Origin of the sequence: Conexibacter woesei Iso977N (assembly GCF_000424625.1) — a bacterium.
Lineage (GTDB): Bacteria > Actinomycetota > Thermoleophilia > Solirubrobacterales > Solirubrobacteraceae > Baekduia > Baekduia woesei_A.
The window spans coordinates 1,902,845-1,927,861 of the sequence record NZ_AUKG01000001.1 but is presented as its reverse complement, the minus strand read 5'-3'; the positions used below and the strand labels follow the sequence as shown (position 1 = coordinate 1,927,861).

Sequence of the window (25,017 nt, the reverse complement as noted above, 5' to 3'; positions counted from 1 at the left end):
CTAGAACTCCTCGTCGAGGACGCGGATGGCGCGCGGGCGGGCGCGGACGAACTCGAGGCCGGCGATCATCTCGACGGCCGCGAACAGCTTGGACTCCAGGACGGGGTGCAGCACCATCGCCATGCGGGCGTCGGTCCCGATCCCCTTCTGGACGAACGACTTCACGCTGATCCCCTGGAGCCCCAGGATCTGCGCCATCTGCGCCAGGACGCCGGGCTGGTCGGCGACGTCGACGTGCAGGTAGAAGGACGACGTGACGTCCTTGATGATGTTGAGGTGGTCGGCCGGCTCGGGCGTGGAGGCCGGCGGGATCATCGCGCTGATGACGTCGCCGAGGACGGCGCTCGCGGTCTGCGGGCCGCCGGCGCCGGGGCCGCTCAGGGTGATCTCGGTGATCGCGGGCGACTCGATCGTCACGGCGTTGAAGGGGCCGTTGATCGACGCCAGCGGATGGGCGCCGTAGAGGAACGCGGGGTGCACGCGGACGCTCAGGCCGCCGTTGACGCGCTCGGCGGTGCCGATCAGCTTGAGGCCGAGGCCGAGGTCGCGCGCGTACTGGAGGTCGTCGGCGGTGAGGTGCTCGATGCCCTCGTACGGGACGTCGCTCAGCGCGACCGGCGTGTCGAAGGCGAGGCGGGCGAGGATCGCCATCTTGGCGGCGGCGTCCTTGCCGGTGACGTCGTCGGTCGGGTCGGCCTCGGCGTAGCCCAGGCGCTGGGCCTCGGCGAGCGCCTCGGCGTAGTCGGCGCCGGTCTCGGCCATGCGGCTGAGGATGAAGTTCGTGGTGCCGTTGACGATGCCGTGCAGGCGCTCGACGTGGGCGCCGGCCAGCGACTCCTGCAGGACGCGGATGACCGGGACGACGCCGCCGACCGCGGCCTCGAAGCGCAGCTGGACGTTGTTCTCGCGGGCGATCGTCCACAGCTCCTCGCCGTGCTCGGCCAGCAGCTGCTTGTTGGCGGTGACGACGTGCTTGCCGGCGGCCATCGCGCGGATCACGTACTCGCGCGCGGGCTCCAGCCCGCCCATCAGCTCGACGACGAGGTCCGAGTTGTTGAGGATGTCGTCGAACGTGCCCTCGGAGCGGCGCAGCGTCCCGCTGATCTCCGGGCGCAGGCCGGTGATGTTGGCGACGTGGTCGGCGCGCTCGGCCAGCAGGTCCGCGAACGCGCCGCCGACCGTGCCGCGGCCGAGGAGGCCGATCCTGAAGGGCTCTGCAGAAGACATATAACTACTCGACGTCCCTTCGGGTGAGGTCCTCGTAGGTCTCGCGACGCACGACGGTCCGGGCGTTCCCGTTCGACACGAAGACGATCGGCGGCCGCGGCTGGCCGTTGTAGTTGTTGGCCATCGCGTAACCGTAGGCGCCGGTGACGGGGACCGCGATCAGGTCGCCGGGGCGGGGGTCCGGGAGCTCGACGTCGTGGATCAGGATGTCGGAGGACTCGCAGTGCTTGCCGGCGAGGTGGACGGGCTGCGTGGCGTGGCTCTCGTTCGGGCGGCCGACGACCATGGCCTCGTACTTGGCGTCGTAGAGCATCGGGCGCAGGTTGTCGCTCATGCCGCCGTCGGTGGCGACGTAGGTGACGACGTTGTGCTTGACCGACTGGACCTCGTAGAGGGTGACGGTGCTGTGGGCGACGAGGGCGCGGCCGGGCTCGTCGGCGATGCGCTTGTTGGGGCCGAGCAGCTCGTGCAGGAGGCCGACCTTGCGGTCGACGTAGTCCTCGATGTCGGGGGCGGTGACGTCCCTGGTGTAGGCCACGCCGAGGCCGCCGCCCATGTTGTAGGTCCGGAAGTCGCCGAGGGTGAGGACGGACTCGAGGGCCGCGCGGAAGGGCGCGAGGTCGAGGATCTGGGAGCCGATGTGGAAGTGGAGGCCGTCGAGGTCGAGCTTGTCGCTCTTCTGCGCGATCGCGATCGCCTGGCGGGCGTCGTCGAGGTTGAACCCGAACTTGGTGTTGGGGCCGCCGGTGGAGATCTTGGGGTGCGTGTCGGGGCTGACCCCGGGGGCGATCCGGAGCAGGATGCGCTGGCGGCCGCCGGCGGGGATCAGCGCGGTGAGGCGGTCCAGCTCGACGAGGTTGTCGACGACGATGTCGCCGATCCTCGCGTCGAGGGCCTGCTGGAGCTCGTGCGCCGACTTGGCGTTGCCGTGGAGGTGGATCTTCCTGGGGTCGAAGCCGGCGTTGAGCGCGAGGTGCAGCTCGCCGCCGGAGGCGACGTCGACGGCCAGGCCCTCCTCGGCGAAGAGGCGCAGGACCGCGGTGGCGGGGAACGACTTCGATGCGAAGTGGACCTCGAAGTCCGGGGTCCGCGCCTTGAAGGCCTCGACGAAGCGGCGGGCGCGGGTCCGGAGGTCGTCCTCGGCGACGATGTAGGCGGGCGTGCCGAACTCGCGCGCGAGCGCGCGGGCGTCACAGCCGCCGAGCTGGAGGACGCCGTGCGCGTCGAGGGTCGAGCCCAGGGGCCAGACGTGGGAGAGCGAGGTCTGCGTGGTCGCCATCGGCGGGGCGGCATGATGTCACGGGATGCGCACCGTTCGAGCTGAGGGGCCGACCGAGACCGGCAGGCATGACGGGTTGGCATGGGTTCGCTTCGCGCCGGACCCGGCCGTGGTCACCCCGTTGCGCGTCGGCGTGGTGGTGCTCCACGGGGCCGCGTCGAGCAAGGACTCGCACCACGACTACCTGCGCGTCTGCGCCGCGGCCGGGATCGACGCGCTGGCCTTCGACGCCCGTGGGCACGGGGGATCCGACGGGCCGTTCGACGGGCGCGCGCTCGACGACGTCGCCCGGATGGCGGACCTCCTGCGGGTGCGGGCGGGCGTCACGGACATCGCGCTGCGCGGCGCGTCGATGGGCGGCTACTTCGCGCTGGCCGCCGCGCTGGAGGCGCGGGCGGGCGCCGTCGTGTCGATCTGCCCGGCGTCTGCGACAGGACTCTCCGTGGGGATCCGGGCGCGGTACTTCCCGTTCGAGAGCGACCGCGACTCCGCGGTGAGGTTGCTGGCCGAGCACGACGAGTTCGCCGCGATCCGGGCGTTGGAGGCCGCCGGGACGCCGACGATGCTGCTGCACGCCGAGGGCGACGAGGTCGTCCCCGTCGAGCACACCCGCGAGCTGGCGGCGGCCGCGCCGTCCGCGCAGGTGGTCGTGGTCCCCGGCGGCCACCACCGCTCCGTGGCCCACGATGCCGAGCTGCAGGCGGTCACGATCCGCTTCCTCCAGCGGTCGCTCCGCCGATCCTGAGCAAACGACCAGCGTTCCGGTCCGCTCAGCCCTCTACACTGGCCCCCGCGATCTCGCATCGGTAAAGGCGGTGAGATCGCACCAAGCGACAGCCGCCCGGCATCCCCTGGGCGGCTGTCGTCGTATTCCGGTGCGACTACAACGACGCACCGCCACGCGGAACATCGGAATTGCGCCGATCCCGCAACGACTCTGCGCAATTCGACCATGGCGCCGCAGATCGCCTCTAGCGTCGCCCGCCCATGCCCGGAAACTGGCTCGTCGAGTACCACGCGGAGGCGATCGCCGAGCTCCTCAAGCTCCGCGACGCCAAGCAGCGCACCGCGGTCACGCAGATCGTCGGCCACCTCCGCGAGAGGGGCCCGACCATCAGCCACCCGCACATGAAGCGGGTCGCCGGAACGCGCAAGCTCTGCGAGCTGCGAGCGGGCAGCGGGACGACGATGGTGCGGCCGCTCTACGTCCGCTTCGACGAGCGCACGTTCAAGATCCTCGCGATCGCCCCAGAGGCGATGGTCGACCCGTCCGGCTTCCGCGCCGCGGTCGAGCGAGCACGCCGCCGAGCCCACGACGACTACGAGATCTCCACATGACATCTAATAACACCAGTGTTATCGTGACCACCATGGGCACGAGGAACCGCGTCGACTTCACCCACGACGAGGTGCTCGACCTCCTGAGGGCCGACCCGGGGTTCGCGCAGCTGTGGGACCAATCCACCTTCGCCCGCGTCGTCGCCGGCGAGCTCATGGGCTACCGCGGCGAGCACGACCTGACCCAGCATCAGCTGGCCGACCTGCTCGGCGTCAAGCAACCCCAGGTCGCACGCTGGGAGCGTGGCGAGACGGTCCCCACCCCGTCGAACCTCGCCCGCATCGCGGGCACGCTGAAGATCGAGCTCGTCTTCAGCTACACACCGGCCGGTCACGAGCCCAGGCACCTCAACAAGACCGCCCTCGACGACGCCCATTCCTACGAGGAACATGGCGCCGTCATCCGCGTCGCCGCGGCGCGGAGCTAGAGGTAGTTCATCGGGTTGGTGACGGCGCCGTTGATGCGGGCTTCGAAGTGCAGGTGGGGGCCTGTCGAGAAGCCGGTGGAGCCGGAGAGGCCGATGATCTGGCCTTGGGAGACATGCTGGCCGACGTGGACCTTCAGCACGGACTGGTGGCCGTAGCAGGAGGACAGCGTCGCGGTGTGCTGGATGCAGGTGTAGTTGCCGTAGCCACCGGTCCAGCCGGCGATCCGGACGGTCCCGGCGTCGGCGGCCCTGATCGGCGTGCCGGTCGGCACGGCGATGTCCATCCCGGGATGGCAGGCCTCCCACGAGCGCCGCTCGCAGAAGGGCGCGGTGATCGTGCCGTTGACCGGCCAGATGAAGCGCCCGGACCCGCCGCCACTCGGCATCGAGCCGCCGCTCCCGCCGGCGCCGCCGCCGGCCAGCTGCGCCTGGACCTTGTCGGACTCCTTCTGGAGCTCGTCCAGGTGGTCCTCGAGCTCGTGGCGCTCGGACTTCACCTTGCCCAGCGCCACCTGCTTGCCGGCCTTGGTCCTCTCGTAGCCGACCCGCGTCCCGATCAGCTCGTTCTTGACGCTCGCGACCTCGTCGCGCCGCTGCTGGACCAGAGCGGTCAGCTTCGCCTGCCGGGCCTCCAGCGTGTCGAGCCGCGCGGCAGTCGCCGTCGCGTCCCTCTTGGCGTCCCGGACCAACCTGATGATCTTGTTGTCCTGGTCCTGGATGCGCCCCAGGAACTCGCTGCGCTCGATCAGGTCCGCGAAGCCGTTGCTGTTCAACACGACCGTCACGAGATCCGGGCGGTCCGCCATGTAGAGCTGCTTGAGCCGCGAGCTGAGCACCTCGCGCCCGTGGCGCAGCTTCACCTTCAGCCGCGCCAGCCGCGCACGTTCGGAACGCAGATCGCTCTGCGTCTTCGACAGCTGCGCCCGCCGCGCGTCGAGGTCGCCCTGGACCCGCGCCTCGCGCGACTGCAGCGTGCTGATCGACCCCTGCAGCCTGTGGATCTTCGACGACCACGTCGCGATGTCGGACGAGAGCACCTTCTCGGTGCCCTTCCGCTTCCCGATCTTCCCGCGGGTCGTCTCGATCTTCTGCTGGAGGGAGGCGGCCGTCCCCTGCGGCGTGTCCGCCGTCGACCCGAGCGGCAGGACGAGCCACAGCGTGAACGACAACAGCACCGGCAGGAGCGCAGCCGCCAGCACGTTGCGCCGGCGCATGCGATCGCGATGGTAGGTGGCACCCCGCCGCGCGCCTGCAAGTCCGCTGGCACAGCGAACCTTGAGGAAACCCTAACGCGCCCCCACTACCCTTCTCGACATGAACAAGTCGTTCGGTCGCGACACGGGTCTGCAGATCCGGATGCTCGTGACGTTCCTGCTGCTCGGCCTCGTCTACGTGGTCTTCGCGGGCGTGCTGTTCGCGTCCGTGGGCGGCGCCGTGGCCCTGGTCGGCTGCGCCCTCCTGCTCGGCTTCCAGTTCTTCGCCTCCGACAAGCTCGCGCTGCGCTCGATGGGCGCCCGCGAGGTCTCGCCGCAGGAGGCCCCGGAGCTGCACGCGATGATCGAGCGCCTCTGCGTCCAGGCCGACATCCCGAAGCCGAAGGTCGCCGTCGTCAACTCGCCGATCCCGAACGCCTTCGCGCTCGGCCGGACCCCGAAGTCCGCGTCGGTCTGCGCGACCACCGGGATCATGGACCTCCTGTCGCCGAGCGAGCTCGAGGGCGTGATGGCCCACGAGATCACCCACATCGTCAACCGCGACGTGATGATCATGACGTTGTGCGGGTTCTTCGCGTCGATCGCGTCGACGATCGTGCAGTTCGGCTTCCTCTTCGGCGGCGGCTACGGCGGCGGGTACAGCGACGACGACGATGACGGCCCGTCGTTCATGGCGGTCATCCTGGTCTCCGCCGTCGTCTGGGTCGTGTCGTTCTTCCTGATGCAGGCGCTCTCGCGCTACCGCGAGTTCGCCGCCGACCGCGGCGCCGCGGTCATCACCGGCCGCCCGTCGGCGCTGGCGAGCGCGCTGCTGAAGATCTCCGGCGTCAACGACCGCATCCCGACCGGCGACCTGCGCGCCCACTCCGAGATGAACGCGTTCTACATCGTGCCGGTCAAGGTGAAGGACTCGATCTACAACCTGTTCTCGACCCACCCGCCGATGGACCAGCGGATCGCAGCACTCGCGCGGCTGGAGTCCCAGCTGCAGTCGACCGGCCCCGTCCGCCCGGCGCTGGCGTAGTCCTACAACATGGGCTTCCTCGACTCGATCCTGGGCCGCAGCAAGGTCAAGGGCCCGGCCCCGGACCGCCTGTTCGCGATCACGACCGCCGCGATCGCCCTCGACGCCGGCCCGGGGATCCGCCCGCGCGGCGCGGCGGCGATCGTCTTCCAGCCGCTCGCCACCGGCGACTTCGCGCAGATCGTCTCCGAGATGGAAGAGGTCGTGCGCGGCACCGGCGAGGAGACCGGGACGACGCTCACGACCAGCGACGACACCTACGGCTACCGCTGGATGGTCCTCCACGACGACGACGTCGACGACCTCGCGGTCGGGATCAACGCGGTCTCCGACGCGCTCGACGTCGGCGGCTACGGCAACCGCGTCCTCTGCGCGGTCTTCGCCTTCCAGACCGCCGACGGCCAGCCCGTCTACTTCATCTACAACTACAAGCGCGGCACGTGGTACCCCTTCGTGCCCGCCGGCGGCGAGCAGCAGCGCTCGACCGAGCGCGAGCTCCAGATCAAGGCCCAGATCGGCGCCGAGCTGCCGATCGAGCAGGAGCTCGAGCGCTGGTTCCCCCTCTGGGGCATCCCGATCTAGGGCGATTTTCCGGGCCGCCTCGCCGCGCCTGACGGCGGCCGATCCGTCTTACGTAGAACCACCACGCGCCGCTGGATCGGCCACCGCCAGCCACGACGATCCGGGCCGGAAAATCGGCCTAGAGGTCGCGGTCAGCCATCTCGTAAGACTGCGAGTAGTGCTACATCATCGGGCCAGGACCCGACGTCCGGTGCCAGTGCGTCGAGGACGCGGTCGCACATCGCCTCCAGCGTCGGCGGCGCGGTGGCCGCCACGACGCGCAGCGCCTCCAGCGAGCGGTCGAGGCGCTCGTCGCGGCGTTCCACCAACCCGTCGGTGTAGAGCAGGAGACGGCCGCCGGCCGGTAGGAAGTGCGGCTCGGCGTCGCGCGGGCGGTCGGTGATCCCGGCGCCCAGCGGCGGCGACAGCGCGCCGGTGACCAGCCGCGCCTCGCCGGACGCGTCGACGACGACCGCCGGCGGATGCCCGGCGCTCGCCACGTCCATCCTGCCCTCGGCGTCGATCGTCACGAACATCGCGGTCGCGGTCGCGTCCATGGCCGAGACGAACCGGTCCAGCCGGTCGACGACCGCCGCGGGGTCCGGGTCGATCAACGCGTAGGCGTGCAGCGCTGCCCGGACCTGGCCCATCAGCGCGGCGGCGCCCAGCCCCTTGCCCGCGACGTCGCCGATCGCCAGCCCGACGCGGTCGCCCGGTAGGACCAACGCGTCGTAGAAGTCGCCGCCGACCGGGCCTTCGGCACCACGCGGCAGGTAGCGCGCGGTCAGGTGCAGCCCCGCCGCGCTCGGCAGGACGCGCGGCAGCAGCGAACGTTGCAGCGTCTCGGCGAGGTTGCGCTCGCGCTCGCGCAGCTGCGCGTGGCCGATCGCCAGCGCGGCGCGGTCGCCGACGGCCTCCAGCAGCCGCAGGTCGTCCTCGCCGAAGCGCCCGACCTGCGCGGTGCTCACGTGCAGCACGCCGATCACCTCGCCGTCGAGCAGCAGCGGCACGCCCGCCAGCGACCCGTGCAGGTGGCGGTGCTCCGGCGCGAGGCCCTCGGCCGACCCGATGTCATCGAAGATCATCCCCTGCCCGGCCGCGGCGATCGCGCCCGAGACGCCGGTCCCCCACGTCGCCAGGTCCCCGACGATGTCCATGTCGATCGCGGCCCGGACGCGCAGGAGCCGGTGGTTGCCGTCCTCGACCAGCAGGACCGCGGCCCGCTGCGCGCCGAGCGCCTCGCGCGCCAGGACCAGCAGCCGCTCCAGCGTCGTGTCCAGCGACGCGGCCGTGAACCCGGCGACGACGATCGCCTCCAGGCGCCGGACGCGGTTCTCGGCCTCCTCGGTCCCGGCCTGCGCGCGGGCGACCTCGCGCTGGCGGCGGCCGAGCGCGCGCTGCGAGGCGATCAGGTCGTCGTTGAGCGCCAGGACCTGCTCGACGAGGCGGTCGCGCTCGGCCGAGTGCGGCTCGGAGACGACGAGCAGCTCGTCGTCGCCGACCTCGCGCACGTGGACGAGGCGGTCCTCGGCGGGCGCGGTCCCGCCCTGCCAGAAGCCGATCTGGAACGTCTCCCACGCGACGCCGGCGTCCTGGAGGTAGCGGTGCAGGACCGGGCGCTGGGGCGCGGCGACGACCGAGTCGAGCGCCTCGCCGCGCAGGTCGCCACCGGCCGCGGCGGTCAGCGCGGGGTTGGCGGCGACGACGATCCCGGCGCGGTCGACGCGCGCGGCGTAGAGCGTCCGGCTCGCGAAGAGCAGCGCGTCCAGCGCCTGCAGCTCGTCTCCTCCACGTTCCAAGGTGGAACGAACCTAGCGGGCAGCGGCAGGCGGCAGGCGGGCTGCCAGCTCGGCGATCAGCGTCTCGGGGTCGGCGGCGAAGACGTCGGCGCCCATCAGCTGCGCGCGCCCGGCGTCGTCCTCGTAGGCGCGGCCGCCGGCGACCAGGAGCGGGACCGGCGAGCAGTGCGCGCGCAGCGCGGCGAACGTGCGCCCGGCGGAGAGCAGGTTGAAGGACAACGAGGTCGAGAGCGCCACGACGTCGGGCGCGCGCTGCTGGGCGAGCGCGACGATCTCCTCCTGCGGCGCGTCGGGGCCGAGCAGCAGGACGTCCCACCCGGCGGCCTCGAGGAAGTCGGCGACCATGCGGGCGCCGATCCCGTGCAGCTCGCGCGGGGTGCCGGAGACGAGCGCCAGGCGCGGGGCCTGCGCGACCTGCAGCTCCAGCGACGGCGCCAGGCGCGCCAGGACGCTCTGGGTGATCTGCGTCGCGAGGTGCTCCTGGGCGACGCCGATCTGCGCGGTCTCCCAGAGCCGCCCGACCTCGACCATCGCCGGGGTCAGGACCTCCAGGTACAGGCGCCCGGGCGCGATCCCGTCGTCGAGCGCCTCGACGATGACGTTCCAGGCGATCCGGGCGTCGGGCGTGAGGATGTGCTCGAGGTAGCGCGCGCGGACGCCGGACAGGTCGGGTCCGGCGGGCGTAGTGGCAGGCGGCGGCGCGGCGTCGCCGCTCAAGCGTCCGGCGTCGCCGCGAGCTCGAACCAGACGTGCGTGGAGCCCTCGCGGACACCCCACCGTCGCGAGAGCGTCTCGACGAGGTGCAGGCCCCAGCCACCCGCGACCGTCGAGGGCTTGTCGCGGGCCTTGGGCACGAAGCCGTGGCCTTCGTCGGTCACCTCGCAGCGCAGCTCGCCGCCCTGCTCGCCGTCGATCATGACCCGGACGATCGGCCCGTCGCCGTGCTTGACGGCGTTGGAGACGACCTCGGAGATCAGCAGGCGCGCCTGGTCGACGGTCGCCTCGGGCAGAAGGCCGTCGAAGTCGTCGACCATGCGACGAGCAACGGCGGGCGCGTGGGGATCGCGCGGGATGTCCTGTGCTCGGAGCATTCGGCGGGGACGGGGTTCGGGGGCGAGCCGTGGAAGGCTCTCGAGTGTAAGTACCCAGGACGCGAGCGCACAAGCGTTGCGGGCGCGCGGGCGCGCACCCGGGCGCGCGTGATGCGCGTAGGGCGCGCGCGTCGCGGGCGCGGTGGATCGGGCCTGCGCGGCTGCGCGCCGGGTCCCGGTGCGATGGCCGGAGGTGGCGTAGCATGGTCCCGATGGCCGGCGATCCCCAGTTCGGGCCGGCCCCGGACCACGGCGCTCGCCGACGGCGAGCGGTCACTCCGCAGCCCCCGCGCGACCCGGTCGCGCTGCGCGAGGCGATGGAGGCCGCCCTGGCCGCCGACGTCGGCACCGGAGCGACCTACCGCGACGTCCTGCGCCCGTTCCTCGCCGCCGTCGGCGACGCGGGCGGCGGGCCCGCGGCCGACGACCGCCGTGCCGTCGCGCGCAGTGCCGCCCAGGCCGCGCTGGCGGAGCTGAGCGCGGTCCTGCCGACGTCCGACGAAGGACTCGGGCGGCGCGCCGCCGTGCTGGCGCCCGCGGGCGTGATCGGCGAGCTCGACAGCCGCGCGCTCGCCGACGTCCTGGACGCCGGCGGCTGGTCGACCCAACTCATAGGCCTTGACCGCGAGGCCGGCACGATCTGCGACGAGGTCCTGGACGCGCGCGTCGAGCTGCTCGTCCTGCCCGTCGCCGACGCCGCCCAGGTGCTCGCCTCCCAACGCGCCCTGTCGCTGATCCGGCGCCTCAACGCGCCGCCGCTGATCGTGGGCGTGACGTTCGCGAGCATGAGCGACGCGTCGGCAGCCGTCGCCGCCGACCACGTCGTCGGCGACACCGACGCGCTGCCGTCCCTGCTGCACCGCCGCCTCGGCGGCGGCGGTCCTGGCGCCGCCGTGCCCTGGGGCGTGCGCATGCACCGGGACGGCACCACGCTCGTCGTGGCGCCCTTCGGCGTCCTCGACGACACGACCGTCGGCCGCCTCCGCGAGATCGTCGAGACCCGCCGGACCCTCTACCCCGCGATCCTCATCGACCTCCGCGAGCTCGACTCCCTCTCCACCTCCGGCCTGACCGCGCTCTCCACGTGGTCCACCGAGACCCCCTGGCCCCCCACGGTCTCCGCCCTCCGCGACACCCGCACCACCACCGCCCTCTCCACCGCCGGCCTCTCCAACACCATCCCCTTCGCCCAACCGGCGGCATAGGCCAGCTGGCACAGCTCGCCGTTGCGGCCACCGCCCCGGGCGGCCAGGCTCAGGCGATGCGCTTCGGAGCGATCTACGAATCGGGACTGTCGGCCGCCAACTACCGGGCGATCTTCCCGTTGCAGGCGCTGGAGCGGCGCGGGCATGACATCGAGATCCCGCCGACGGTCGAGGGGTGGCTGGAGCCGGCGGCAATGTTCGGCTGCGATGCGGTGATCCTCTACCGCCGCCTGGACCGGCGCGCCAAGCAGCTGCTCGGCCAGCTCCAGGAGCGTGGGATCGGCGTCGTCTACGACAACGACGACGACTTCCGCCACACCCCGAGGGAGAACAGGAGCTACAAGAGCCAGCGCGAGCGCGACCTGACCTGGTCGCTCTCGGTCGACATGGCCAAGCGCGCCGACGCCGTCACCGCGACGACCGCCGCGCTCGCCGCGCGCTACGCGGAGTCCGGCGCGCCGGAGCCGACCGTGATCCCCAACCTGCTGCCCGGCGGCAAGCTGCGGCGCAAGCCGCGCCGCCACGACGGCTTCGTGATCGGCTGGATCGCCGGCCACGAGCACGCATCCGACGCCCGCGCGCTCGGGATCCCCGAGGCGCTCGCCGAGCTCCAGGCCCAGCGCCCGGACGTCCACGTCGAGTGCGTCGGCGTCGACCTCAAGCTCGACACGCGCTACCGCCACGCCACCGAGCTGGGCTTCGACGACCTCGTGCCCACGATGGCCGGCTGGGACCTCGCGATCGCGCCGCTGGCCGACACGGTCTTCAACGCCACGCGCTCCGACATCAAGGTCAAGGAGTACGCGGCGTCGCAGCTGCCGTGGCTGGCGTCGCCGTGCGGCCCCTACGCGGGCCTCGGCGAGGACCAGGGCGGCCGCCTCGTCGCCGACGGTGAGTGGCTCGCCGCGCTGACCGCGATCGTCGACGACAAGCGCGCTCGCAAGCGCCTGGTCAAGGCCGGCGAGAAGTGGGCCAAGAGCCAGACGACCGACGCCGTTGCCGGCCGCTGGGAGGCGGTCCTCACCGGCGCGGCGGAGCGGGCTCAGGCCAGGACGCAGGCGCGCGCCCGCGTCCCGGCGTGAGCCGCAAGTCCTACAACTAAGCCGGGTCCGGGACCAGGCCTTCGCCGGTGAAGTCCGCGCCGGCTTCGGCGAAGGAGATGTCGGCCGGCGGCAGGATGATGTCGCTGGGGACGAGCTCGTCGTCGGCGAGGGCGGTGCCGGAGTCGCGGACGAACGTCAGCAGGGCGTCGAAGGAGGAGCGGAAGGCGGCCTCGTCGCCGGCGTCGACCGCCGCGACGGTCGCGTCGTCGAGGTCGTTGAGCTGGGCGTGCAGGTCGTCGGCCAGCTCGTACTGGCGGTCCTCGGCGATGCGGACGATCATGCCGAGGCCTCGGTGCCGCCCTCGAGCTGCTTGGCGTCACCGCCGCCGGAACCGAGCTCGGCCTTCATCTTGGCCAGCTCGTCGTCGACCGCGGCACCGGAAGACAGCTCCCGGAGCTGCTTGTCGATGTCGTCCTCGCCGCTGCCGAGCTGCGTCAGGTCGTCGAACGTGCCGGCGGCCTCCAGCTCGGACACCGCATCGGCACGCGCCTTCATGTCCTCGGTCTTGTCGACCGCGCGCTGCATGGCCAGGCCGACGTCGGCCATCGACTCGCCGACACCGGTCGCGGCCTCGCTGATCCGGACCTGCGCCTCGGCGGCGCTGTACTGCGCCTTGATGACTTCCTTCTTGGTCCGGAAGGCCTCGATCTTGGTCCGGAGCTTCGCCTCCGAATCCGTCAGCTTCTGCTGCTGGGCCTCCAGCTCCTGGACCTGCGTGTCCAGCGACTGCAGCTCGGTCTGGGCGACGTTCTTGCGCTCCAGCGCGACGCGCGCGAGCTCCTCGTTGCCCGTCGACAGCGCCTGGCGCGCCTGCGTGTCGAGCTTGACGACGCTCTGCTCCAGCTTCGAGGACTGCATCTGCAACCGCTTCTTGGCGGTCACGACGTCGGCGATGCCCTTCTTGACGTTCTGCAGGGACTCCAGCTGCTTCTGGTAGCTGTAGTCCAGCGTCTCGGCGGGATCCTCGGCCCTGTCGAGCAGCTTCGAGATCTTCGCCTTGACGACCGTCGAGAAACGGCCACTCATACCCGGCATCGGGCCTCCGTACAAAGAATCGCGGGTGGGGTCAGGACCTAGCCTACCCACCCGCGATCCGGAGCCTGCCGCCCGTCCTAGAAGCCGACGGGGTGGCGGGCCGTGAAGCCCTTGGTGCTGCGCAGCACCGGACGCCAGCGCGGACCCTTGGCCCCGCTCGGGTCACCGGCGGCCGACGTGTCGAGGCGCAGCCCCGCGACGACCATGAACGCGTGCGACGGGTTCGTGTAGATCGTGAACCACGTGCCGGCGCCCTTGGCGCCCCACTTCATGAAGGACGACGAGTCCAGCGGCGCCTTCAGCATGTTCGCGCCGTGCAGCGCGTAGGACACGGTGCCCGAGCAGTCGTAGCCCTTGCCCGTGAACCTCAAGTTGTGGCCACCGCCGTACACGTACGGCTTGCCGATGATCTCGTTGGCGGCCGCGATCGCGTCCTTGACCTCGTCCGGAGCGGTCTCCGGAGCGGCGGCCATGCCGCTGGGCAGGATCGTCGCGGTCTGCTCGGGCGTCAGCTGCGTCGTCGCCGGGTTCGGCGCGCCGTAGGCGGCGCCGCCGGTCGCGAGACCCGGATCGGCCGGAGCCGGGACCGTGGTGCTGGCCGGATCGGCGGTGGACGTCGTCGAGTTGTCGGTGCCGCCGGTCGAACCGCTGGTCTGGGCCAGCGCGCTGGGCGCGGCAACAGACAAGCACGCAACGATCGTCGTCAGCACAAGGGCAGGAGCCCGCAAACCAATTCCTCTTTCGTCGGCCTGCGGGGTTAGCTGACGGGTTAGCGCGGAAAGAGCCTGCGCTTCCCAGGAAAACTCCTGGAATTCACCCCAAACAACCTTGGGTCCCCCGCTCCGGACTCCTCATCCGGATTCGGCGTGGTCGGAAACCTACACGACCGGGACGAAAGATGCACATCCTCGTCCCGCAATGCAGGTTGCACTCCCAGGGTCGGCGTTCCGCCCGCGCAGCTGACCCCAAGATGTTCGCCCCCGGACGAACGTTCCCCCGGTCGCGGGAGGCCGGACGATGACGCTGCAAACGGCCGGGAACGGCGCGCTCCGGCGGCCCCACACCGTAGCCTGCCGGGCGATGCGCTCCCGCCCCCTCGTCGTGCTCGTCGCCCTCGCGCTGCTGGTCGCCGGCTGCGGCCGCGGGTCTTCGGGCAACGACGCCAAGACGACGCAGACCACCCCGACGACCGGCGCCAAGGGCACCGAGACGACCGCGGCGCAGGACCTCGGCTTCCCGACGTTCGCCACCAAGAACACGACCCGGATCGGTGGCGCCGACCCGATCGCCGACGCCGCGGGCGCCGCCCGCGCCGTCTACACGGCGACGACCGCGATCACGCGCCCCAGGGCGGTCGTGCTCGCCGACGTCAACGACTGGCGCGCCGGCCTGGCCGCCAGCGTCCTGATGTCCTCGCCGATCCGCGCGCCGCTGCTCTACGCCGACGGCCCCGACAGGCTCCCGGGCGCGACCCAGAACGCGCTCGCCGCGCTGCAGCCGACCGGCTCCAAGGACGCCGGCGGCGCTCAGGTGATCCGGATCGGCGCGGTCCCCGCGCTCGACGCCAAGACCAGGACGACCGCGCTGCGCGGCAGGGACATCTACGCGATCGCGCGCGCGATCGACGCCTTCCAGTCCGCCGCGCGCGGGACGACGAGCGACCGCGTCGTCGTCGTCTCCGCCGACGCGCCCGAGTACGCGATGCCCGCCGCCGCCTGGGCCGCGAAGGCCGGCGACCCGATCCTGTTCGTCAACAGGGACGGCGTCCCGGCCGACACCAAGGCCGCGATCGCCGCCCACCAGCAGCCGAAGATCTACGTGCTCGGCAACGCCGACGCGGTCTCCGACAGGACCGTCACCGCGCTGCGCAGGCTCGGCGCCGTCACCCGGATCTCCGGGAGGACGCCGGCGTCCTCGAGCGTCGCCTTCGCCCGCTTCGTCGACGGCGCGTTCGGCTGGGGCGTGACCGACCCCGGCCACGGCTTCGTGTTCGCCAACGCGACCCGCCCCGCCGACGCCGCCGCGGTCGCGCCGCTGAGCGCCTCCGGCAGCTACGGACCGCTGCTCGTGCTCGGCCAGGCCGACAGGCTCGACGAGGCGATCCAGGGCTTCCTGCTCGACGTCCAGCCCGGGTACACCAGAGATCCGGTGCGCGGCGTCTACAATCACGGCTGGATCGTCGGCGACGAGAACGCGATCTCCGTTCCCGTCCAATCGCAGATCGACGCGCTCCTCGAGATCGTCCCCGTCAACGAACGCTCAGGCAGCAAACCCACACAATGAGCCAGGCCGAGAGCCCCAACCGTCTCAACCGCGAAGTGACCGTGGACGACGTCCGCGCGCTGATGGGCGCCTCGACCCCGCACTTCGCGCTGCAGCTGCGCAACCGCATCGCGCGGCTGATCGCCCCGCTGCCCGCCGGCCACCCCGCGCGGATCCTGGGTGAGCAGGAGATCGCGCGCCTGACCGCGCTCGGCTTCAGCGGCGAGACGCGCGGCCACCACGCCGAGCCGGGCATGCGCACGCTGCGCTCCGTCTCGGACAGCAACCTGTAGGACTACTCGGGGGCCGCCCGGCGGCGGCGGTAGCCTCAGCGGCGTGATGCGGGCTGGAGTCTTCCTCGCGTACTGGCCGTGGTTCTCGCCTGACGAGCAGGTGGAGCTCGCCGTGCTCGCCGACAGGCTCGGCCTGGACTCCGCGTGGGTCGCCGAGGCGTGGGGCCAGGACGCGGTGTCGGTGCTCGGCTTCCTCGCGAGCCGAACGCAGCGGATCGGGCTCGGCAGCGGGCTGATGCAGATCCCCGCGCGGCGCCCGACGGCGACCGCGATGGCCGCCGCGTCGCTGGACGTGCTCAGCGGCGGGCGCTTCCGGCTCGGGCTCGGGCTGTCCGGGCCGCAGGTCAGCGAGGGCTGGTACGGCGTGCCGTTCACCCGGAACCTCGGGCGCACGCGCGAGTACGTGGACGTGGTGCGCCGCACGCTCGCGCGCGAGCGGATCCTGATGGACCTGCCCGAGGGCGATCCCGGCACCGGCCTCGGCAAGGGGTTGAAGCTGCTGGCCCGGCCGGTCCAGGACCGGCTGCCGATCTACCTCGGCGCGATCGGGCCCAAGTCGGTCCGGCAGGCGGGCGCGATCGCCGACGGCTGGCTGCCGTTCCTGCTGGACCCCGACAACGCCGAGGAGCTGATGGGCCCGCTGCGCGAGGGCGCGGAGTCCGCGGGCCGCTCGCTGGCCGACATCGACGTCGCGCCGGTCGTCCCGCTGGCCGTCGACGAGGACCTCGCCGCCGCGCGCGACGCGGTCCGGCCGTGGCTGGCGTTCTACCTCGGGTCGATGGGCGCGAAGTCCAAGAACTTCTACGTCGAGCTGGCCGAGCGCCAGGGCCACGGCGTCGCCGCCCGCGCGGTGCAGGACGCGGCGCTGGCCGGCGACCAGGCGGGCGCGGTCGCGGCGGTCAGCGACGGCCTCGTCGACGCGGGCGCGATCGCCACGACGCCCGCGGGCCTCGACGAGCGCCTGGCGACCTACGAGCGCGCGGGCGTCACGACGCTGGTGGCGGTCCCGTGCGGCGACGACAAGCCCGGCGTGCTGCGCGCGCTGGCGGCCGCGACGGTGACGCGCTGATGTCGACGCAGCCCGGAGCCGCGCCGCGCCCCGAGGGCATCGCCGGGTCGTCGTTCGCCGGCCCGTTCCCGGTCGGCGCCTACGCCGAGAAGCTGCGCGACGAGCTGCGCAAGCGCGCGCGGGTCCAGCTGTTCGGCGAGGTCTGGAACTTCCGGGCGTCCAAGGCCAAGATCTACTTCGAGCTGCGCGACGGCCACGGCGCGCTGCCGTGCTCGATGTGGCGCGAGACCTTCGAGCGCCAAGGCCTGCAACTTGCGTCGTTCACCGACGGCTGCGCGGTCGTCGTCGCGGGCGGGCCGGACTACTACCCCGGGTCGAGGACGTCGTCGCCGTCGTTCTCGTTCGACGTCACCGGCCTGCGGATCGCGGGCGAGGGCGACCTGCTCGCCCAGCTCGAGGCGCTGCGCCGCGCGCTCGCCGCCCAGGGCCTGTTCGAGCACCAGAAGCGCTTGCCCCGCCGCGCGCTGCCGCGCACGATCGGCGTCGTGACCGGTGAGGGCGGCAAGGCGCGCGACGACGTCCTCGCCGGCCTGCGCCGCCGCGGCTGGGCGGGCCGGATCGTCTGGGCGTTCGCGCCGGTCCAGGACCGCCACGCGGCGCCCAGGATCACCCAAGCCCTACAAGATCTCGCGGCGATCGAGGAGATCGACGTCGTCATCGTCGCCCGCGGCGGCGGCTCTCTCGCCGACCTGTTCGCGTTCTGCGACGAGACGCTGTGCCGGACGGTCGCGCTGCTGCGCGTCCCGGTGATCGCCAGCGTCGGCCACCACACCGACCGCACGCTGATCGACGACGTCGCGGCGGTCTCGTGCTCGACGCCGACGCACGCGGCCGAGAGCGCGGTCCCCGCGCACCCGCTGGAGTCGCGCGCCGCGCTGGCCCGGACCGCGAGCGCCCTCGAAGCCCACGGCCGCCGCGCGGTCGTCGGCCGCGCCCGCCACCTCGCGGCGCTCTCGCGCGCGCCCGCGCAGGCGATCGCGCGCCACCGTGTGGCGCTGCACCAGCGGCTGAAGGAGCTGCGCGCCGCGTCGCGCAAGCGCGTCGCCGCCGACGCCGAGCGCGTCACCCGCCGCGCGCAGGTCCTGGAGCGCAAGGCCGGCGCCGCCGCCGGCGCGCAGGACCGCAGCCGCCGCGCCACGCTGGACTCGCTGGCCGCGGCGCTCGCCGCCCACGACCCGGAGCGGACGGTCGCGCGCGGCTACGCGATCGTCGACGACGGCGCGGGTGAGGTCGTCACGTCCGCCGCGCAGGCGCGCGAGCTGGGCGACGTCCGCCTCTTCTTCGGCGACGGCGACGTCAGAGCCAAGATCATCAACAACGAGACAGAGGACAGGTCGGCGTGAGCGAGACCATGACCTACGAGGGCGCGACCGCGCGCCTGGAGGACATCATCAAGCGCCTGGACTCCGGCGAGGCCGGGCTGCGCGAGACGCTCGACCTCTGCCAGGAGGGCCGCGGGCTGGTCGAGTTCTGCGCGGGCGAGCTGGACGCCGTCGGCAAGGGGCTCGAGGAGCTGCGGCTCGACGAGCTCGTCGCGCGGCTGGAGCAGCGGCCCTCGTGAGGGCGGAACGCCTCGCCTGGGGGCTCGGGTTCCGGGCGCGAACTCGCCAGGGGCTCGCTCGCACGCGTCAGGAGGCCTCGTCGTGAGCGGCGCGCTGTGGGCGAAGGTCGCCGACCTCCCGCTCGAGATCGAGGACTACACCTTGGAGCGCCTGGAGAAGGACGTCTCGTCCGACTTCACGCGCGTGTCGACGGTGATCCGCCTACACGGCGGCGACGGCCACGAGGGCCTCGGCGAGGACGTCTCCTACGACCCCGAGGACCAGCTCGCGCTCCAGGGCGCGGGGCCGGTCCAGCCGCTGGCGGGCTCCTGGACGCTGGAGTCGTTCTGCGATCACCTCGCGACGCTCGACCTCTGGCCCGAGCCCGCGCGCCACGACGCGTCGGTGCTCTACCGCGTCTGGGCCTACGAGTCCGCGGCGCTGGACCTCGCGCTGCGCCAGGCGGGCATCGGCCTGCAGCAGGCACTCGGGCGCGAGGCGAGGCCGCTGACGTTCGTGGTGTCCCTGCGCCTCGGCGAGCCCGCGACGTTGGCACCGCTCCGCGCACGCCTCGACCCGTACCCGACCACGCGCTTCAAGCTCGACCCCACGGCGTCCTGGGACGACGCGCTCGTCGCCCAGCTCGTCGAGACCGGCGCGGTCGACACGGTGGACTTGAAGGGGTTGTACGTGGGGTCGGTCGTCGACAACGCGGCCGACCCGGTCCTGTACCGGCGCGTCGCCGAGGGCTTCCCGGACGCGTGGATCGAGGACCCGGCGCTGACGCCCGACACCGAGCCGGTCCTGGCGCCCCACCACGACCGCATCACGTGGGACGCGAACATCCACTCGGTCGACGACATCGTCGGCCTGCCGTTCCCGCCCAAGATGGTCAACGTCAAGCCCTCGCGCCTCGGCGGGCTGCGGCCGCTGTTCGCCGCCTACGAGCACTGCGAGGAGCACGGGATCAGGATGTACGGCGGCGGCCAGTTCGAGCTGGGCGTCGGCCGCGGGCACATCCAGTACCTCGCGGCGGTCTTCCACCCCGACGGCCCCAACGACGTCGCGCCCAGCGACTACAACCTGGTCCACCCGCCGTCGGGCCTGCCCGAGTCGCCGCTGCCGGTGACCGCGAGCGCGACCGGCTTCCGCTGGGGCTAGGCGCACCCGGAACGCGGAAGGGTCCGCACGCGCCGCATGCGGACCCTTCACGCCTCTCCTCCTCCGGGAAGACGAGGCGGCACGATACAGATCCGCGGGGTCGTTGACTACTCGACGAAGACCGGCGCGAGCGTCGCGCCCGCCAGGCGGATCGCGTCGAGGTCGTGGACGTCGGGCAGCGAGAACGTCAGGCCCTCGATGCCGACCGACCTGTAGGCCTCACCGAGCGCGCGGAGGCCGTCGGCGTCGAGCGTCTGGGTCATCGCGACGCGGTCGGCCGGCAGGCCGTTCTCGGCGGCGGTCGCCAGCTTGGCCTTCGCCTCGTCGACGGTCTCCGACACCACGAACGACGCCATCGACGTCTTGGTGATCTCGGCGTAGTCGCGGCCGACGTCGTCGCAGTGGCCGCGCAGGACGCCGAGCAGCCGCTCGGCGTTGTCGGGCGCGCCGAAGAGGTTGCAGCCGTCGCCGAACTCGGCGACCAGCCGCAGGGTCTTCCTCTCGCCCGAGCCGCCGATGACGATCGGGATGTCGCCGCGCAGCGGCTGCGGGTTGTTGTAGGCGTCGGCCGTGGAGAGGTGTGCGCCGGAGTACGACGACTGCTCCTCCGTGAACATCCTGCGCACGATGTTGAGGTGGTCGCGCAGGTGCTCGAAGCGCACGCCCAGCGGCGGCATGGCGAACCCGTAGGCCCTGTGCTCGTCCTCGAACCAGCCGGCGCCGATGCCGTGGAACGCGCGCCCGCCGGAGACGATGTCCAGCGTCGTCGTGCTCTTGGCGTGCTGCGCGGCGTTGTGGTAGGTCACACCGCCGACGAGCAGGCCGAAGTTGATGGTCTTGGTCCGCGCGGCCAGCGCCGCGAGCATCGTCGGCCCGTCGAACATCCAGCGCTCCGGTGAGCCGACCGGCGGGATCTGGTGGAAGTGGTCCATCAGGGTCACCGACGTGAACCCGCTCTCCTCCGCGGTCGTCACGATGTCCACCAACTTCCCGAACACCGCCTCCGGCCCGACGCCGGGGTAGTTGAAGTTCGGCAGGTGCAGGTCCAGCTGAATCGGAGCACGCATGCACTGCAACCTACCCAGGTGACCTGCCGATCGCGCATCACTGCCATGCTGGTATGCCAGTCAGATCGGCGCCTGGAGAACGAGTTGTGTAGAACTCCGGCGCATATGGAGGAGACACTTGGCATTGTCGGAAGCGGCGCGATCGCCACGGGCCTGGCCGCTGCGGCCGCCCAGCACGGCGAGGTCGTCCTGTGGGCGCGCTCGGACAGCTCGGCCGATCGCGCACGCGCGGCGGTGGACAAGGCCTGCGGCAAGATGACCGACGTCGACGCCGCGCGGATCACGGTCGTCCAGGATCTCGACGCGCTGGGCCAGGCGTCGGCGATCGTCGAGGCCGTCGTCGAGGACGTCGACACCAAGGCCGAGCTGTGGGGCCGCCTGTCCGGCCTCGTCGCCGGCGAGGCGCTGCTGGGCTCGACGACCTCGTCGCTGTCGGTCGCCACGCTGGCCAAGGCCTCCGGCGCGCCGGAGCGCTTCGTCGGCCTGCACGTCTTCAACCCGGTGCCGCGGATGAAGCTCGTCGAGCTGGCGTTCCCGGCCGAGGCGACCGAGACGATCCGCAGCCGCTCGGTCGCGCTCGTCGAGGCGCTCGGCAAGACGCCGGTCGTCGTCCCGGACATCCCGGGCTTCGTCGTCAACCGCCTGCTGTTCCCCTATCTCTTCTCCGCGGTCTTCCTGCAGGAGGAGACGGGGCTGACGAGCGAGGCGATCGACACCTGCATGCAGCTCGGCGCCGGCCACCCGATGGGCCCCCTCGCGCTGCTGGACTACGTCGGCCTCGACGTGTCCAAGGCGATCGGCGAGGCGATCGAGACGAAGGTGCCGCAGTCCGTGAACGACCTGGTCGCCGCCGGCAAGCTCGGCAAGAAGACCGGCGCCGGGTTCTACACCTACAACTAGGTCGGAAGCAGCTCCTCCGCGGCCTCGGCGAGCGCGGCGACCATCGCGGTCGCGCTCGCCGGCCGCGGGCCCTCCGGCGCGGTGACCGCGGCCAGCACCCGCGACGGCGCGCCGAGCACCGGCCGCGCCACGACGCGCGGGTTCCCGGTCAGCGCCAGGAACGGCACCAGCGCCACGCCGGCGCCCGCGGCGACGAAGCCCTGCACGGCGCCGTAGTCGGCGCTCGAGAACACCACGTCGGGCTCGAAGCCCGCGGCCGCGCACGCACCGCGCACGACGGTGGCGCAGAACGCCGTCGGCGCGACCCACGGCTCGGCCGCGAGGACCGCGAGGTCCAGCGGCGCGGGGCCGGCGGCGGACGCGAGTGCGTGCCCGGCCGGCAGCACCGCCCAGAGCGGGTCGTGCGCGACGACCGTGCGCTCCAGGCCCTCCAGCCGCTCGGCGCCGTTGGGCTCGAAGACGACTGCGACGTCGCAAGCGCCCGCGCGCACGCCGGCGACCGCCTCGACCGGATCCTCCTCGGCAAGTTGTAGGTCAACGTCCGGGAACGCCGCCCGGAACCGCGCGACCGCCGCCGGGACCAGCACCGTCCACGACGACTCGAACGCCGCCAGCCGGACGGTCCCGCCGCGCAGCGCGGCGAGGTCGTCGAGCTCCGCCCGCGCCGCGGCGAGCTGGCCCAGCACGATCGCCGCGTGACGGTCCAGGACCACGCCCGCCTGCGTCAGCCGCGCACCCCGCGCGCCCCGCTCGACCAGCACGATGCCCACCTCGCGCTCCAGCGCAGCGATCTGCTGCGACACCGCGCTCGGCGTGTACCGCAGCTCCGCCGCCGCGGCCGCGAACGACCCGTGCTCGGCCACCGCCCGCAGCACCCGCAGCCGCCGGACGTCCGGCTCGCCCGACGGCGCCATCGTCGCGGAGCCGCCCGCGCCGGAGGCTCCGCCGGTCGTCGTCGCCGCGCCGGGCATGAAGCAGAGCTTACGGCTGTAGTCAACAACTGCAGTCGCGCTTAGCGCGGTGATGCGCGACGCTGCGGGCGACCATGCGACTTCACGGCATCCCCCACTCCACGAACGTCCACCGCGTCGCGCTCGCGCTCGGGCTCAAGGGCCAGCGCGCGGAGCGGATCGACCACCCGGTCGGCGACCGCTCGGCGCTCCAGCGGCTCAGCGGCCAGGAGCTCGTCCCGGTCCTGGAGACCGACGACGACGAGATCCTCACCGACTCGATGCCGATCGTCGCCTGGATCGACGAGACGTGGCCCGCCGCCGGCCCGCGCCTGTACCCGCCCGGCAACCGCGAGATCCCCGCGTTCATCGAGTTCTTCAACTTCGTCTGGAAGGTCCCGCCGAACGCGATCGACGCCGAGCAGCAGAGCGCCGCGCCCGACGCGCAGAAGATCGCCGCCTACGTCCAGCAGCTGCGCGGCTGGCAGCACGGCTTCGAAGCGCTGCTCACCGATCGGCCGTTCCTGATGAGCGCCAACGCGCCAACCGCCGCCGACGTGTGCGCCTACCCGTTCCTGCGCTTCACGACCTCGCACGACCCCGAGGACGACGACCTCTTCCACGGCGTCCTGCTCGAGCATCTGCCCGGCGACTTCCCGAACCTCGCCGCGTGGATCGACCGGATGGCCGCGCTCCCGCTGGGCTGACGGCGCCCTGGACCTCCTCCGAAATCGAACCGGCCCGCCTGAGGAGCGGGCCGGATCGTGCTTCTGGGAGGAGGTGCACGTGCGAGTACGTTCGCGAGAGCGATTCTCTGCCCGCTTCCTGAAGCCGCCCTAAAAGTTGACTTCAGATTGACTCAGGATGGACGGCGTGCGCATCGCGCACAGCTCCCGCGGCTCGGCACGACCCCTTAAACGCTCCGGGCGGCCGGGCCCCCAGGAGCGAGGCACCGACCGCCCGTAAGGCGTGCTGGGCCAGACCCACCCCGGTCCGGCCCGGTCCATATGTCGCACAACCGATCGTCCCACGGATCCGATGCGCGGACCCCGGTCGTCCGTCCACGAAGCCAGGGTCGTTCCACCTGCTTCAACGCACCGCCTGAGCGGAACTTGCGGCTAGGCGTCGCGCTGTTCGCTGCCGGACACCGCGCCCTGCTGGGCCCGGCGCTCGCGGATCCGGACCGCCTCGATCCGGTTGTCGCGCACCGACTCGACCCGGATCGAGTAGCCGTCGGCCGTGATCGTGTCCCCGCGCTTGGGCAGCCGCCCCAGCTCGGCGAACACGAAGCCGCCGACCGAGTTGTAGGCGTCGGTGTCGACCGGCAGGTCGACGCCGTAGTCGAGCAGGTCGGTGACCGCCACGTGGCCGCGGACGAACCAGTCGCCGTTGGCCAGCCGCCGGATCTCGCCGCCGGCCGGGTCGGTCTCGTCGTCGATCTCGCCGACGACCTCCTCGATGATGTCCTCGACGGTGACGATGCCGACGACGCGGCCGTACTCGTCGACGACGACCGCCATCGAGGAGCGCTGGCGCTGCAGGTCGGCGAGCAGGTCGTCCAGCGGCTTGGTCTCCGGGACGATCACCGCCTCGCGCACCAGCGGGTCGATCGACGCGGTCGGCCCCTCGGCCATCAGCGCGCGCGCCAGCGAGTTGGAGTGCACGATGCCGCGGACGCGGTCGCGGTTGTCGTCCTCGGTGACGACCAGCCGCGTGTGCCCGGACGAGATGCAGCGCCGCAGCGCGGTCTCGACGTCCTCGCTCAGGTCGACCGTCACGACCGCCGGGATCGGCGTCATGACCTGCCGCGCCTCCTGCTCGTGCAGGTGGAAGACGCCGGTCAGCATCCCCGCCTCGCCCGCGTCGAGCTTGCCGCCCGCGCGCGCCTGGCCGATCAGGATCCGCAGCTCCTCGGGCGTCGCGCCGTCCTCGGACGCCGCGTTCGGATCCACCCGCAGCAGCCGCAGGATCGCGTTGGACACCATGTTGAGCAGCGAGATGAACGGCTTCATCCCGCGGTCGAACGCCTTCAGCGGGCGCGCGACGATGATCGCGACCCGGTCCGGGTGGATGATCGAGAAGATCTTCGGGACCTGCTCGCCCAGCACCACGTGGGTGCCGGTGACGATGATGTAGGCGATCGCGACCGAGATCCCGACCTTGACGCCGTGCGACAGCGAGCCGAACAGCGGCTCGAAGATCGTGGCGATCGCGGGCTCGCCCAGGAAGCCGATGCCCAGCGAGGCGAGCGTGATGCCGAACTGGCACGCGCTGAGGTACTCGTTGACGTCGTCGTGCAGCGAGAGCGCGCGGGCGGCGCCCGCGTTGCCGTCCTCGGCCTGCTCCTGCAGCGAGGCGCGGCGGGAACGGACGATCGAGAACTCCGCGGCGACGAAGAAGCCGTTGACGGCGATCAGCACCGCGACCGCCAGAAGCAGAAGGGCGGTCACGCGCTGAGACCGGGTCCGTG

Annotated in this window: 27 protein-coding genes and 1 riboswitch; of the genes, 15 read left to right on the top strand and 12 right to left on the bottom strand. The window is 72.3% G+C overall.

Annotated elements, in window-relative coordinates:
* Both H030_RS0109490 and lysA read right to left on the bottom strand, forming a co-directional pair.
* On the bottom strand, nt 1-1,227 hold the full coding sequence (locus tag H030_RS0109490) for a homoserine dehydrogenase (protein ID WP_027005942.1): 1,227 nt from the start codon (nt 1,225-1,227) through the stop codon (nt 1-3).
* A gap of 4 nt (nt 1,228-1,231) precedes the next feature.
* Nucleotides 1,232-2,506: a diaminopimelate decarboxylase gene (lysA, locus tag H030_RS0109485; RefSeq protein WP_027005941.1), complete on the bottom strand. Its 1,275-nt coding sequence runs from the start codon at nt 2,504-2,506 to the stop codon at nt 1,232-1,234.
* Nucleotides 2,507-2,531: 25 nt separating this feature from the next.
* Between lysA and H030_RS0109480 the strand changes: the two genes are divergently transcribed.
* From H030_RS0109480 to H030_RS38965, 3 genes are all read left to right on the top strand, one after another.
* Entirely contained in the window at nt 2,532-3,251 is a 720-nt protein-coding gene (locus tag H030_RS0109480; RefSeq protein ID WP_081690640.1) for an alpha/beta hydrolase family protein, read from the top strand.
* 242 nt (nt 3,252-3,493) lie between these two features.
* A complete protein-coding gene (locus H030_RS38970; RefSeq protein ID WP_027005939.1) occupies nt 3,494-3,844 on the top strand; it encodes a hypothetical protein in 351 nt (116 codons plus the stop codon).
* Between the two features lie 32 nt (nt 3,845-3,876).
* The gene (locus H030_RS38965) at nt 3,877-4,272 is read left to right on the top strand and encodes a helix-turn-helix domain-containing protein (RefSeq protein WP_035126048.1); all 396 of its coding nucleotides are present in this window, start codon (nt 3,877-3,879) and stop codon (nt 4,270-4,272) included.
* Here H030_RS38965 and H030_RS36785 read toward each other — a convergent pair.
* On the bottom strand, nt 4,269-5,486 hold the full coding sequence (locus H030_RS36785) for a murein hydrolase activator EnvC family protein (protein ID WP_051222190.1): 1,218 nt from the start codon (nt 5,484-5,486) through the stop codon (nt 4,269-4,271). The genes H030_RS38965 and H030_RS36785 overlap by 4 nt on opposite strands.
* Before the next feature lie 100 nt (nt 5,487-5,586).
* Here H030_RS36785 and htpX point away from each other — a divergent pair, with 100 nt between their 5' ends.
* Together htpX and pspAB are read left to right on the top strand one after the other, a co-directional pair.
* On the top strand, nt 5,587-6,510 hold the full coding sequence (gene htpX, locus H030_RS0109460) for a zinc metalloprotease HtpX (RefSeq protein WP_027005938.1): 924 nt from the start codon (nt 5,587-5,589) through the stop codon (nt 6,508-6,510).
* Between the two features lie 9 nt (nt 6,511-6,519).
* Nucleotides 6,520-7,092 carry a PspA-associated protein PspAB gene (gene pspAB / locus H030_RS0109455; protein ID WP_027005937.1) on the top strand — a complete coding sequence of 191 codons (573 nt, stop codon included), beginning with the start codon at nt 6,520-6,522 and terminating at the stop codon, nt 7,090-7,092.
* 131 nt (nt 7,093-7,223) lie between these two features.
* Here pspAB and H030_RS36780 read toward each other — a convergent pair whose 3' ends face one another.
* Genes H030_RS36780 through H030_RS30755 form a run of 3 tightly spaced genes read right to left on the bottom strand, consistent with a single transcriptional unit; the run spans nt 7,224 to nt 9,961 of the window.
* The gene (locus H030_RS36780; protein ID WP_051222188.1) at nt 7,224-8,870 is read right to left on the bottom strand and encodes a PP2C family protein-serine/threonine phosphatase; all 1,647 of its coding nucleotides are present in this window, start codon (nt 8,868-8,870) and stop codon (nt 7,224-7,226) included.
* A 12-nt stretch (nt 8,871-8,882) separates the two neighbouring features.
* On the bottom strand, nt 8,883-9,587 hold the full coding sequence (locus H030_RS30760) for a cobalamin B12-binding domain-containing protein (protein ID WP_051222185.1): 705 nt from the start codon (nt 9,585-9,587) through the stop codon (nt 8,883-8,885).
* Nucleotides 9,584-9,961: an ATP-binding protein gene (locus H030_RS30755; RefSeq protein WP_081690638.1), complete on the bottom strand. Its 378-nt coding sequence runs from the start codon at nt 9,959-9,961 to the stop codon at nt 9,584-9,586. Before H030_RS30755 ends, H030_RS30760 begins: the two co-directional genes overlap by 4 nt.
* A 212-nt stretch (nt 9,962-10,173) precedes the next feature.
* On the opposite strand from H030_RS30755, the gene H030_RS0109435 reads away from it, so the two are divergent.
* Both H030_RS0109435 and H030_RS0109430 read left to right on the top strand, forming a co-directional pair.
* Nucleotides 10,174-11,166 carry an STAS domain-containing protein gene (locus H030_RS0109435; RefSeq protein WP_155891945.1) on the top strand — a complete coding sequence of 331 codons (993 nt, stop codon included), beginning with the start codon at nt 10,174-10,176 and terminating at the stop codon, nt 11,164-11,166.
* 56 nt (nt 11,167-11,222) lie between these two features.
* Nucleotides 11,223-12,248 (top strand): hypothetical protein, encoded by a 1,026-nt coding sequence (locus H030_RS0109430; RefSeq protein WP_027005935.1) that lies wholly within the window; start codon nt 11,223-11,225, stop codon nt 12,246-12,248.
* A 16-nt stretch (nt 12,249-12,264) separates the two neighbouring features.
* Here H030_RS0109430 and pspAA read toward each other — a convergent pair whose 3' ends face one another.
* From pspAA to H030_RS30750, 3 genes are all read right to left on the bottom strand, one after another.
* Nucleotides 12,265-12,549 carry a PspA-associated protein PspAA gene (gene pspAA, locus H030_RS0109425; protein ID WP_027005934.1) on the bottom strand — a complete coding sequence of 95 codons (285 nt, stop codon included), beginning with the start codon at nt 12,547-12,549 and terminating at the stop codon, nt 12,265-12,267.
* Nucleotides 12,546-13,304: a PspA/IM30 family protein gene (locus tag H030_RS0109420; protein ID WP_027005933.1), complete on the bottom strand. Its 759-nt coding sequence runs from the start codon at nt 13,302-13,304 to the stop codon at nt 12,546-12,548. The genes pspAA and H030_RS0109420 overlap by 4 nt, the downstream gene beginning before the upstream one ends.
* Before the next feature lie 77 nt (nt 13,305-13,381).
* Nucleotides 13,382-13,990: a hypothetical protein gene (locus tag H030_RS30750; RefSeq protein WP_051222181.1), complete on the bottom strand. Its 609-nt coding sequence runs from the start codon at nt 13,988-13,990 to the stop codon at nt 13,382-13,384.
* Nucleotides 13,991-14,035: 45 nt separating this feature from the next.
* Nucleotides 14,036-14,181: riboswitch (cyclic di-AMP (ydaO/yuaA leader) on the bottom strand.
* A gap of 203 nt (nt 14,182-14,384) precedes the next feature.
* Here H030_RS30750 and H030_RS0109410 point away from each other — a divergent pair.
* From H030_RS0109410 to H030_RS0109385, 6 genes are all read left to right on the top strand, one after another.
* Nucleotides 14,385-15,587, top strand: coding sequence for a cell wall-binding repeat-containing protein (locus H030_RS0109410; protein ID WP_196809060.1), 1,203 nt, complete (start codon nt 14,385-14,387; stop codon nt 15,585-15,587).
* Nucleotides 15,584-15,859 carry a hypothetical protein gene (locus H030_RS0109405; protein ID WP_027005931.1) on the top strand — a complete coding sequence of 92 codons (276 nt, stop codon included), beginning with the start codon at nt 15,584-15,586 and terminating at the stop codon, nt 15,857-15,859. Before H030_RS0109410 ends, H030_RS0109405 begins: the two co-directional genes overlap by 4 nt.
* Nucleotides 15,860-15,905: 46 nt before the next feature.
* Nucleotides 15,906-16,928 carry an LLM class flavin-dependent oxidoreductase gene (locus H030_RS0109400; protein ID WP_027005930.1) on the top strand — a complete coding sequence of 341 codons (1,023 nt, stop codon included), beginning with the start codon at nt 15,906-15,908 and terminating at the stop codon, nt 16,926-16,928.
* Nucleotides 16,928-18,271 (top strand): exodeoxyribonuclease VII large subunit, encoded by a 1,344-nt coding sequence (xseA, locus tag H030_RS0109395; RefSeq protein WP_027005929.1) that lies wholly within the window; start codon nt 16,928-16,930, stop codon nt 18,269-18,271. Before H030_RS0109400 ends, xseA begins: the two co-directional genes overlap by 1 nt.
* A complete protein-coding gene (xseB, locus tag H030_RS30745) occupies nt 18,268-18,489 on the top strand; it encodes an exodeoxyribonuclease VII small subunit (RefSeq protein WP_035126047.1) in 222 nt (73 codons plus the stop codon). Before xseA ends, xseB begins: the two co-directional genes overlap by 4 nt.
* A gap of 82 nt (nt 18,490-18,571) precedes the next feature.
* Complete coding sequence (locus H030_RS0109385) at nt 18,572-19,630, top strand: hypothetical protein (protein ID WP_027005928.1); 1,059 nt, start codon at nt 18,572-18,574, stop codon at nt 19,628-19,630.
* Between the two features lie 107 nt (nt 19,631-19,737).
* Here H030_RS0109385 and H030_RS0109380 read toward each other — a convergent pair whose 3' ends face one another.
* Complete coding sequence (locus tag H030_RS0109380) at nt 19,738-20,697, bottom strand: TIGR03560 family F420-dependent LLM class oxidoreductase (RefSeq protein WP_035126046.1); 960 nt, start codon at nt 20,695-20,697, stop codon at nt 19,738-19,740.
* A gap of 105 nt (nt 20,698-20,802) precedes the next feature.
* Here H030_RS0109380 and H030_RS0109375 point away from each other — a divergent pair, with 105 nt between their 5' ends.
* Nucleotides 20,803-21,597 carry a 3-hydroxyacyl-CoA dehydrogenase family protein gene (locus tag H030_RS0109375; protein ID WP_027005926.1) on the top strand — a complete coding sequence of 265 codons (795 nt, stop codon included), beginning with the start codon at nt 20,803-20,805 and terminating at the stop codon, nt 21,595-21,597.
* Here H030_RS0109375 and H030_RS0109370 read toward each other — a convergent pair.
* A complete protein-coding gene (locus H030_RS0109370) occupies nt 21,594-22,568 on the bottom strand; it encodes a LysR family transcriptional regulator (RefSeq protein WP_051222179.1) in 975 nt (324 codons plus the stop codon). The two genes, H030_RS0109375 and H030_RS0109370, sit on opposite strands and share 4 nt — an antisense overlap.
* Nucleotides 22,569-22,642: 74 nt before the next feature.
* Between H030_RS0109370 and H030_RS36775 the strand changes: the two genes are divergently transcribed.
* Nucleotides 22,643-23,254, top strand: coding sequence for a glutathione S-transferase family protein (locus tag H030_RS36775; RefSeq protein ID WP_051222177.1), 612 nt, complete (start codon nt 22,643-22,645; stop codon nt 23,252-23,254).
* A gap of 411 nt (nt 23,255-23,665) precedes the next feature.
* Here the strand turns inward: H030_RS36775 and H030_RS30735 are convergent, their stop codons facing one another.
* Nucleotides 23,666-24,997 (bottom strand): hemolysin family protein, encoded by a 1,332-nt coding sequence (locus H030_RS30735; RefSeq protein WP_051222175.1) that lies wholly within the window; start codon nt 24,995-24,997, stop codon nt 23,666-23,668.
* Between the last annotated feature and the right edge of the window lie 20 nt (nt 24,998-25,017).

Excerpts from the sequence above, each read along its gene's own strand:
- lysA (WP_027005941.1), bottom strand. The coding sequence starts at position 2,506 with ATGGCGACCACGCAGACCTCGCTCTCCCACGTCTGGCCCCTGGGCTCG.
- htpX (WP_027005938.1), top strand. The coding sequence starts at position 5,587 with ATGAACAAGTCGTTCGGTCGCGACACGGGTCTGCAGATCCGGATGCTC.
- pspAB (WP_027005937.1), top strand. The coding sequence starts at position 6,520 with ATGGGCTTCCTCGACTCGATCCTGGGCCGCAGCAAGGTCAAGGGCCCG.
- H030_RS0109370 (WP_051222179.1), bottom strand. The coding sequence starts at position 22,568 with ATGCCCGGCGCGGCGACGACGACCGGCGGAGCCTCCGGCGCGGGCGGC.
- H030_RS0109435 (WP_155891945.1), top strand. The coding sequence starts at position 10,174 with ATGGCCGGCGATCCCCAGTTCGGGCCGGCCCCGGACCACGGCGCTCGC.
- H030_RS0109380 (WP_035126046.1), bottom strand. The coding sequence starts at position 20,697 with ATGCGTGCTCCGATTCAGCTGGACCTGCACCTGCCGAACTTCAACTAC.
- H030_RS0109430 (WP_027005935.1), top strand. The coding sequence starts at position 11,223 with ATGCGCTTCGGAGCGATCTACGAATCGGGACTGTCGGCCGCCAACTAC.
- H030_RS30755 (WP_081690638.1), bottom strand. The coding sequence starts at position 9,961 with ATGCTCCGAGCACAGGACATCCCGCGCGATCCCCACGCGCCCGCCGTT.
- H030_RS0109375 (WP_027005926.1), top strand. The coding sequence starts at position 20,803 with ATGGAGGAGACACTTGGCATTGTCGGAAGCGGCGCGATCGCCACGGGC.
- H030_RS38965 (WP_035126048.1), top strand. The coding sequence starts at position 3,877 with ATGGGCACGAGGAACCGCGTCGACTTCACCCACGACGAGGTGCTCGAC.
- H030_RS0109480 (WP_081690640.1), top strand. The coding sequence starts at position 2,532 with ATGCGCACCGTTCGAGCTGAGGGGCCGACCGAGACCGGCAGGCATGAC.
- pspAA (WP_027005934.1), bottom strand. The coding sequence starts at position 12,549 with ATGATCGTCCGCATCGCCGAGGACCGCCAGTACGAGCTGGCCGACGAC.
- H030_RS0109400 (WP_027005930.1), top strand. The coding sequence starts at position 15,906 with ATGCGGGCTGGAGTCTTCCTCGCGTACTGGCCGTGGTTCTCGCCTGAC.
- xseA (WP_027005929.1), top strand. The coding sequence starts at position 16,928 with ATGTCGACGCAGCCCGGAGCCGCGCCGCGCCCCGAGGGCATCGCCGGG.
- H030_RS36785 (WP_051222190.1), bottom strand. The coding sequence starts at position 5,486 with ATGCGCCGGCGCAACGTGCTGGCGGCTGCGCTCCTGCCGGTGCTGTTG.
- H030_RS36775 (WP_051222177.1), top strand. The coding sequence starts at position 22,643 with ATGCGACTTCACGGCATCCCCCACTCCACGAACGTCCACCGCGTCGCG.
- H030_RS0109405 (WP_027005931.1), top strand. The coding sequence starts at position 15,584 with ATGAGCCAGGCCGAGAGCCCCAACCGTCTCAACCGCGAAGTGACCGTG.
- H030_RS0109490 (WP_027005942.1), bottom strand. The coding sequence starts at position 1,227 with ATGTCTTCTGCAGAGCCCTTCAGGATCGGCCTCCTCGGCCGCGGCACG.
- H030_RS0109420 (WP_027005933.1), bottom strand. The coding sequence starts at position 13,304 with ATGCCGGGTATGAGTGGCCGTTTCTCGACGGTCGTCAAGGCGAAGATC.
- H030_RS38970 (WP_027005939.1), top strand. The coding sequence starts at position 3,494 with ATGCCCGGAAACTGGCTCGTCGAGTACCACGCGGAGGCGATCGCCGAG.
- H030_RS0109410 (WP_196809060.1), top strand. The coding sequence starts at position 14,385 with ATGCGCTCCCGCCCCCTCGTCGTGCTCGTCGCCCTCGCGCTGCTGGTC.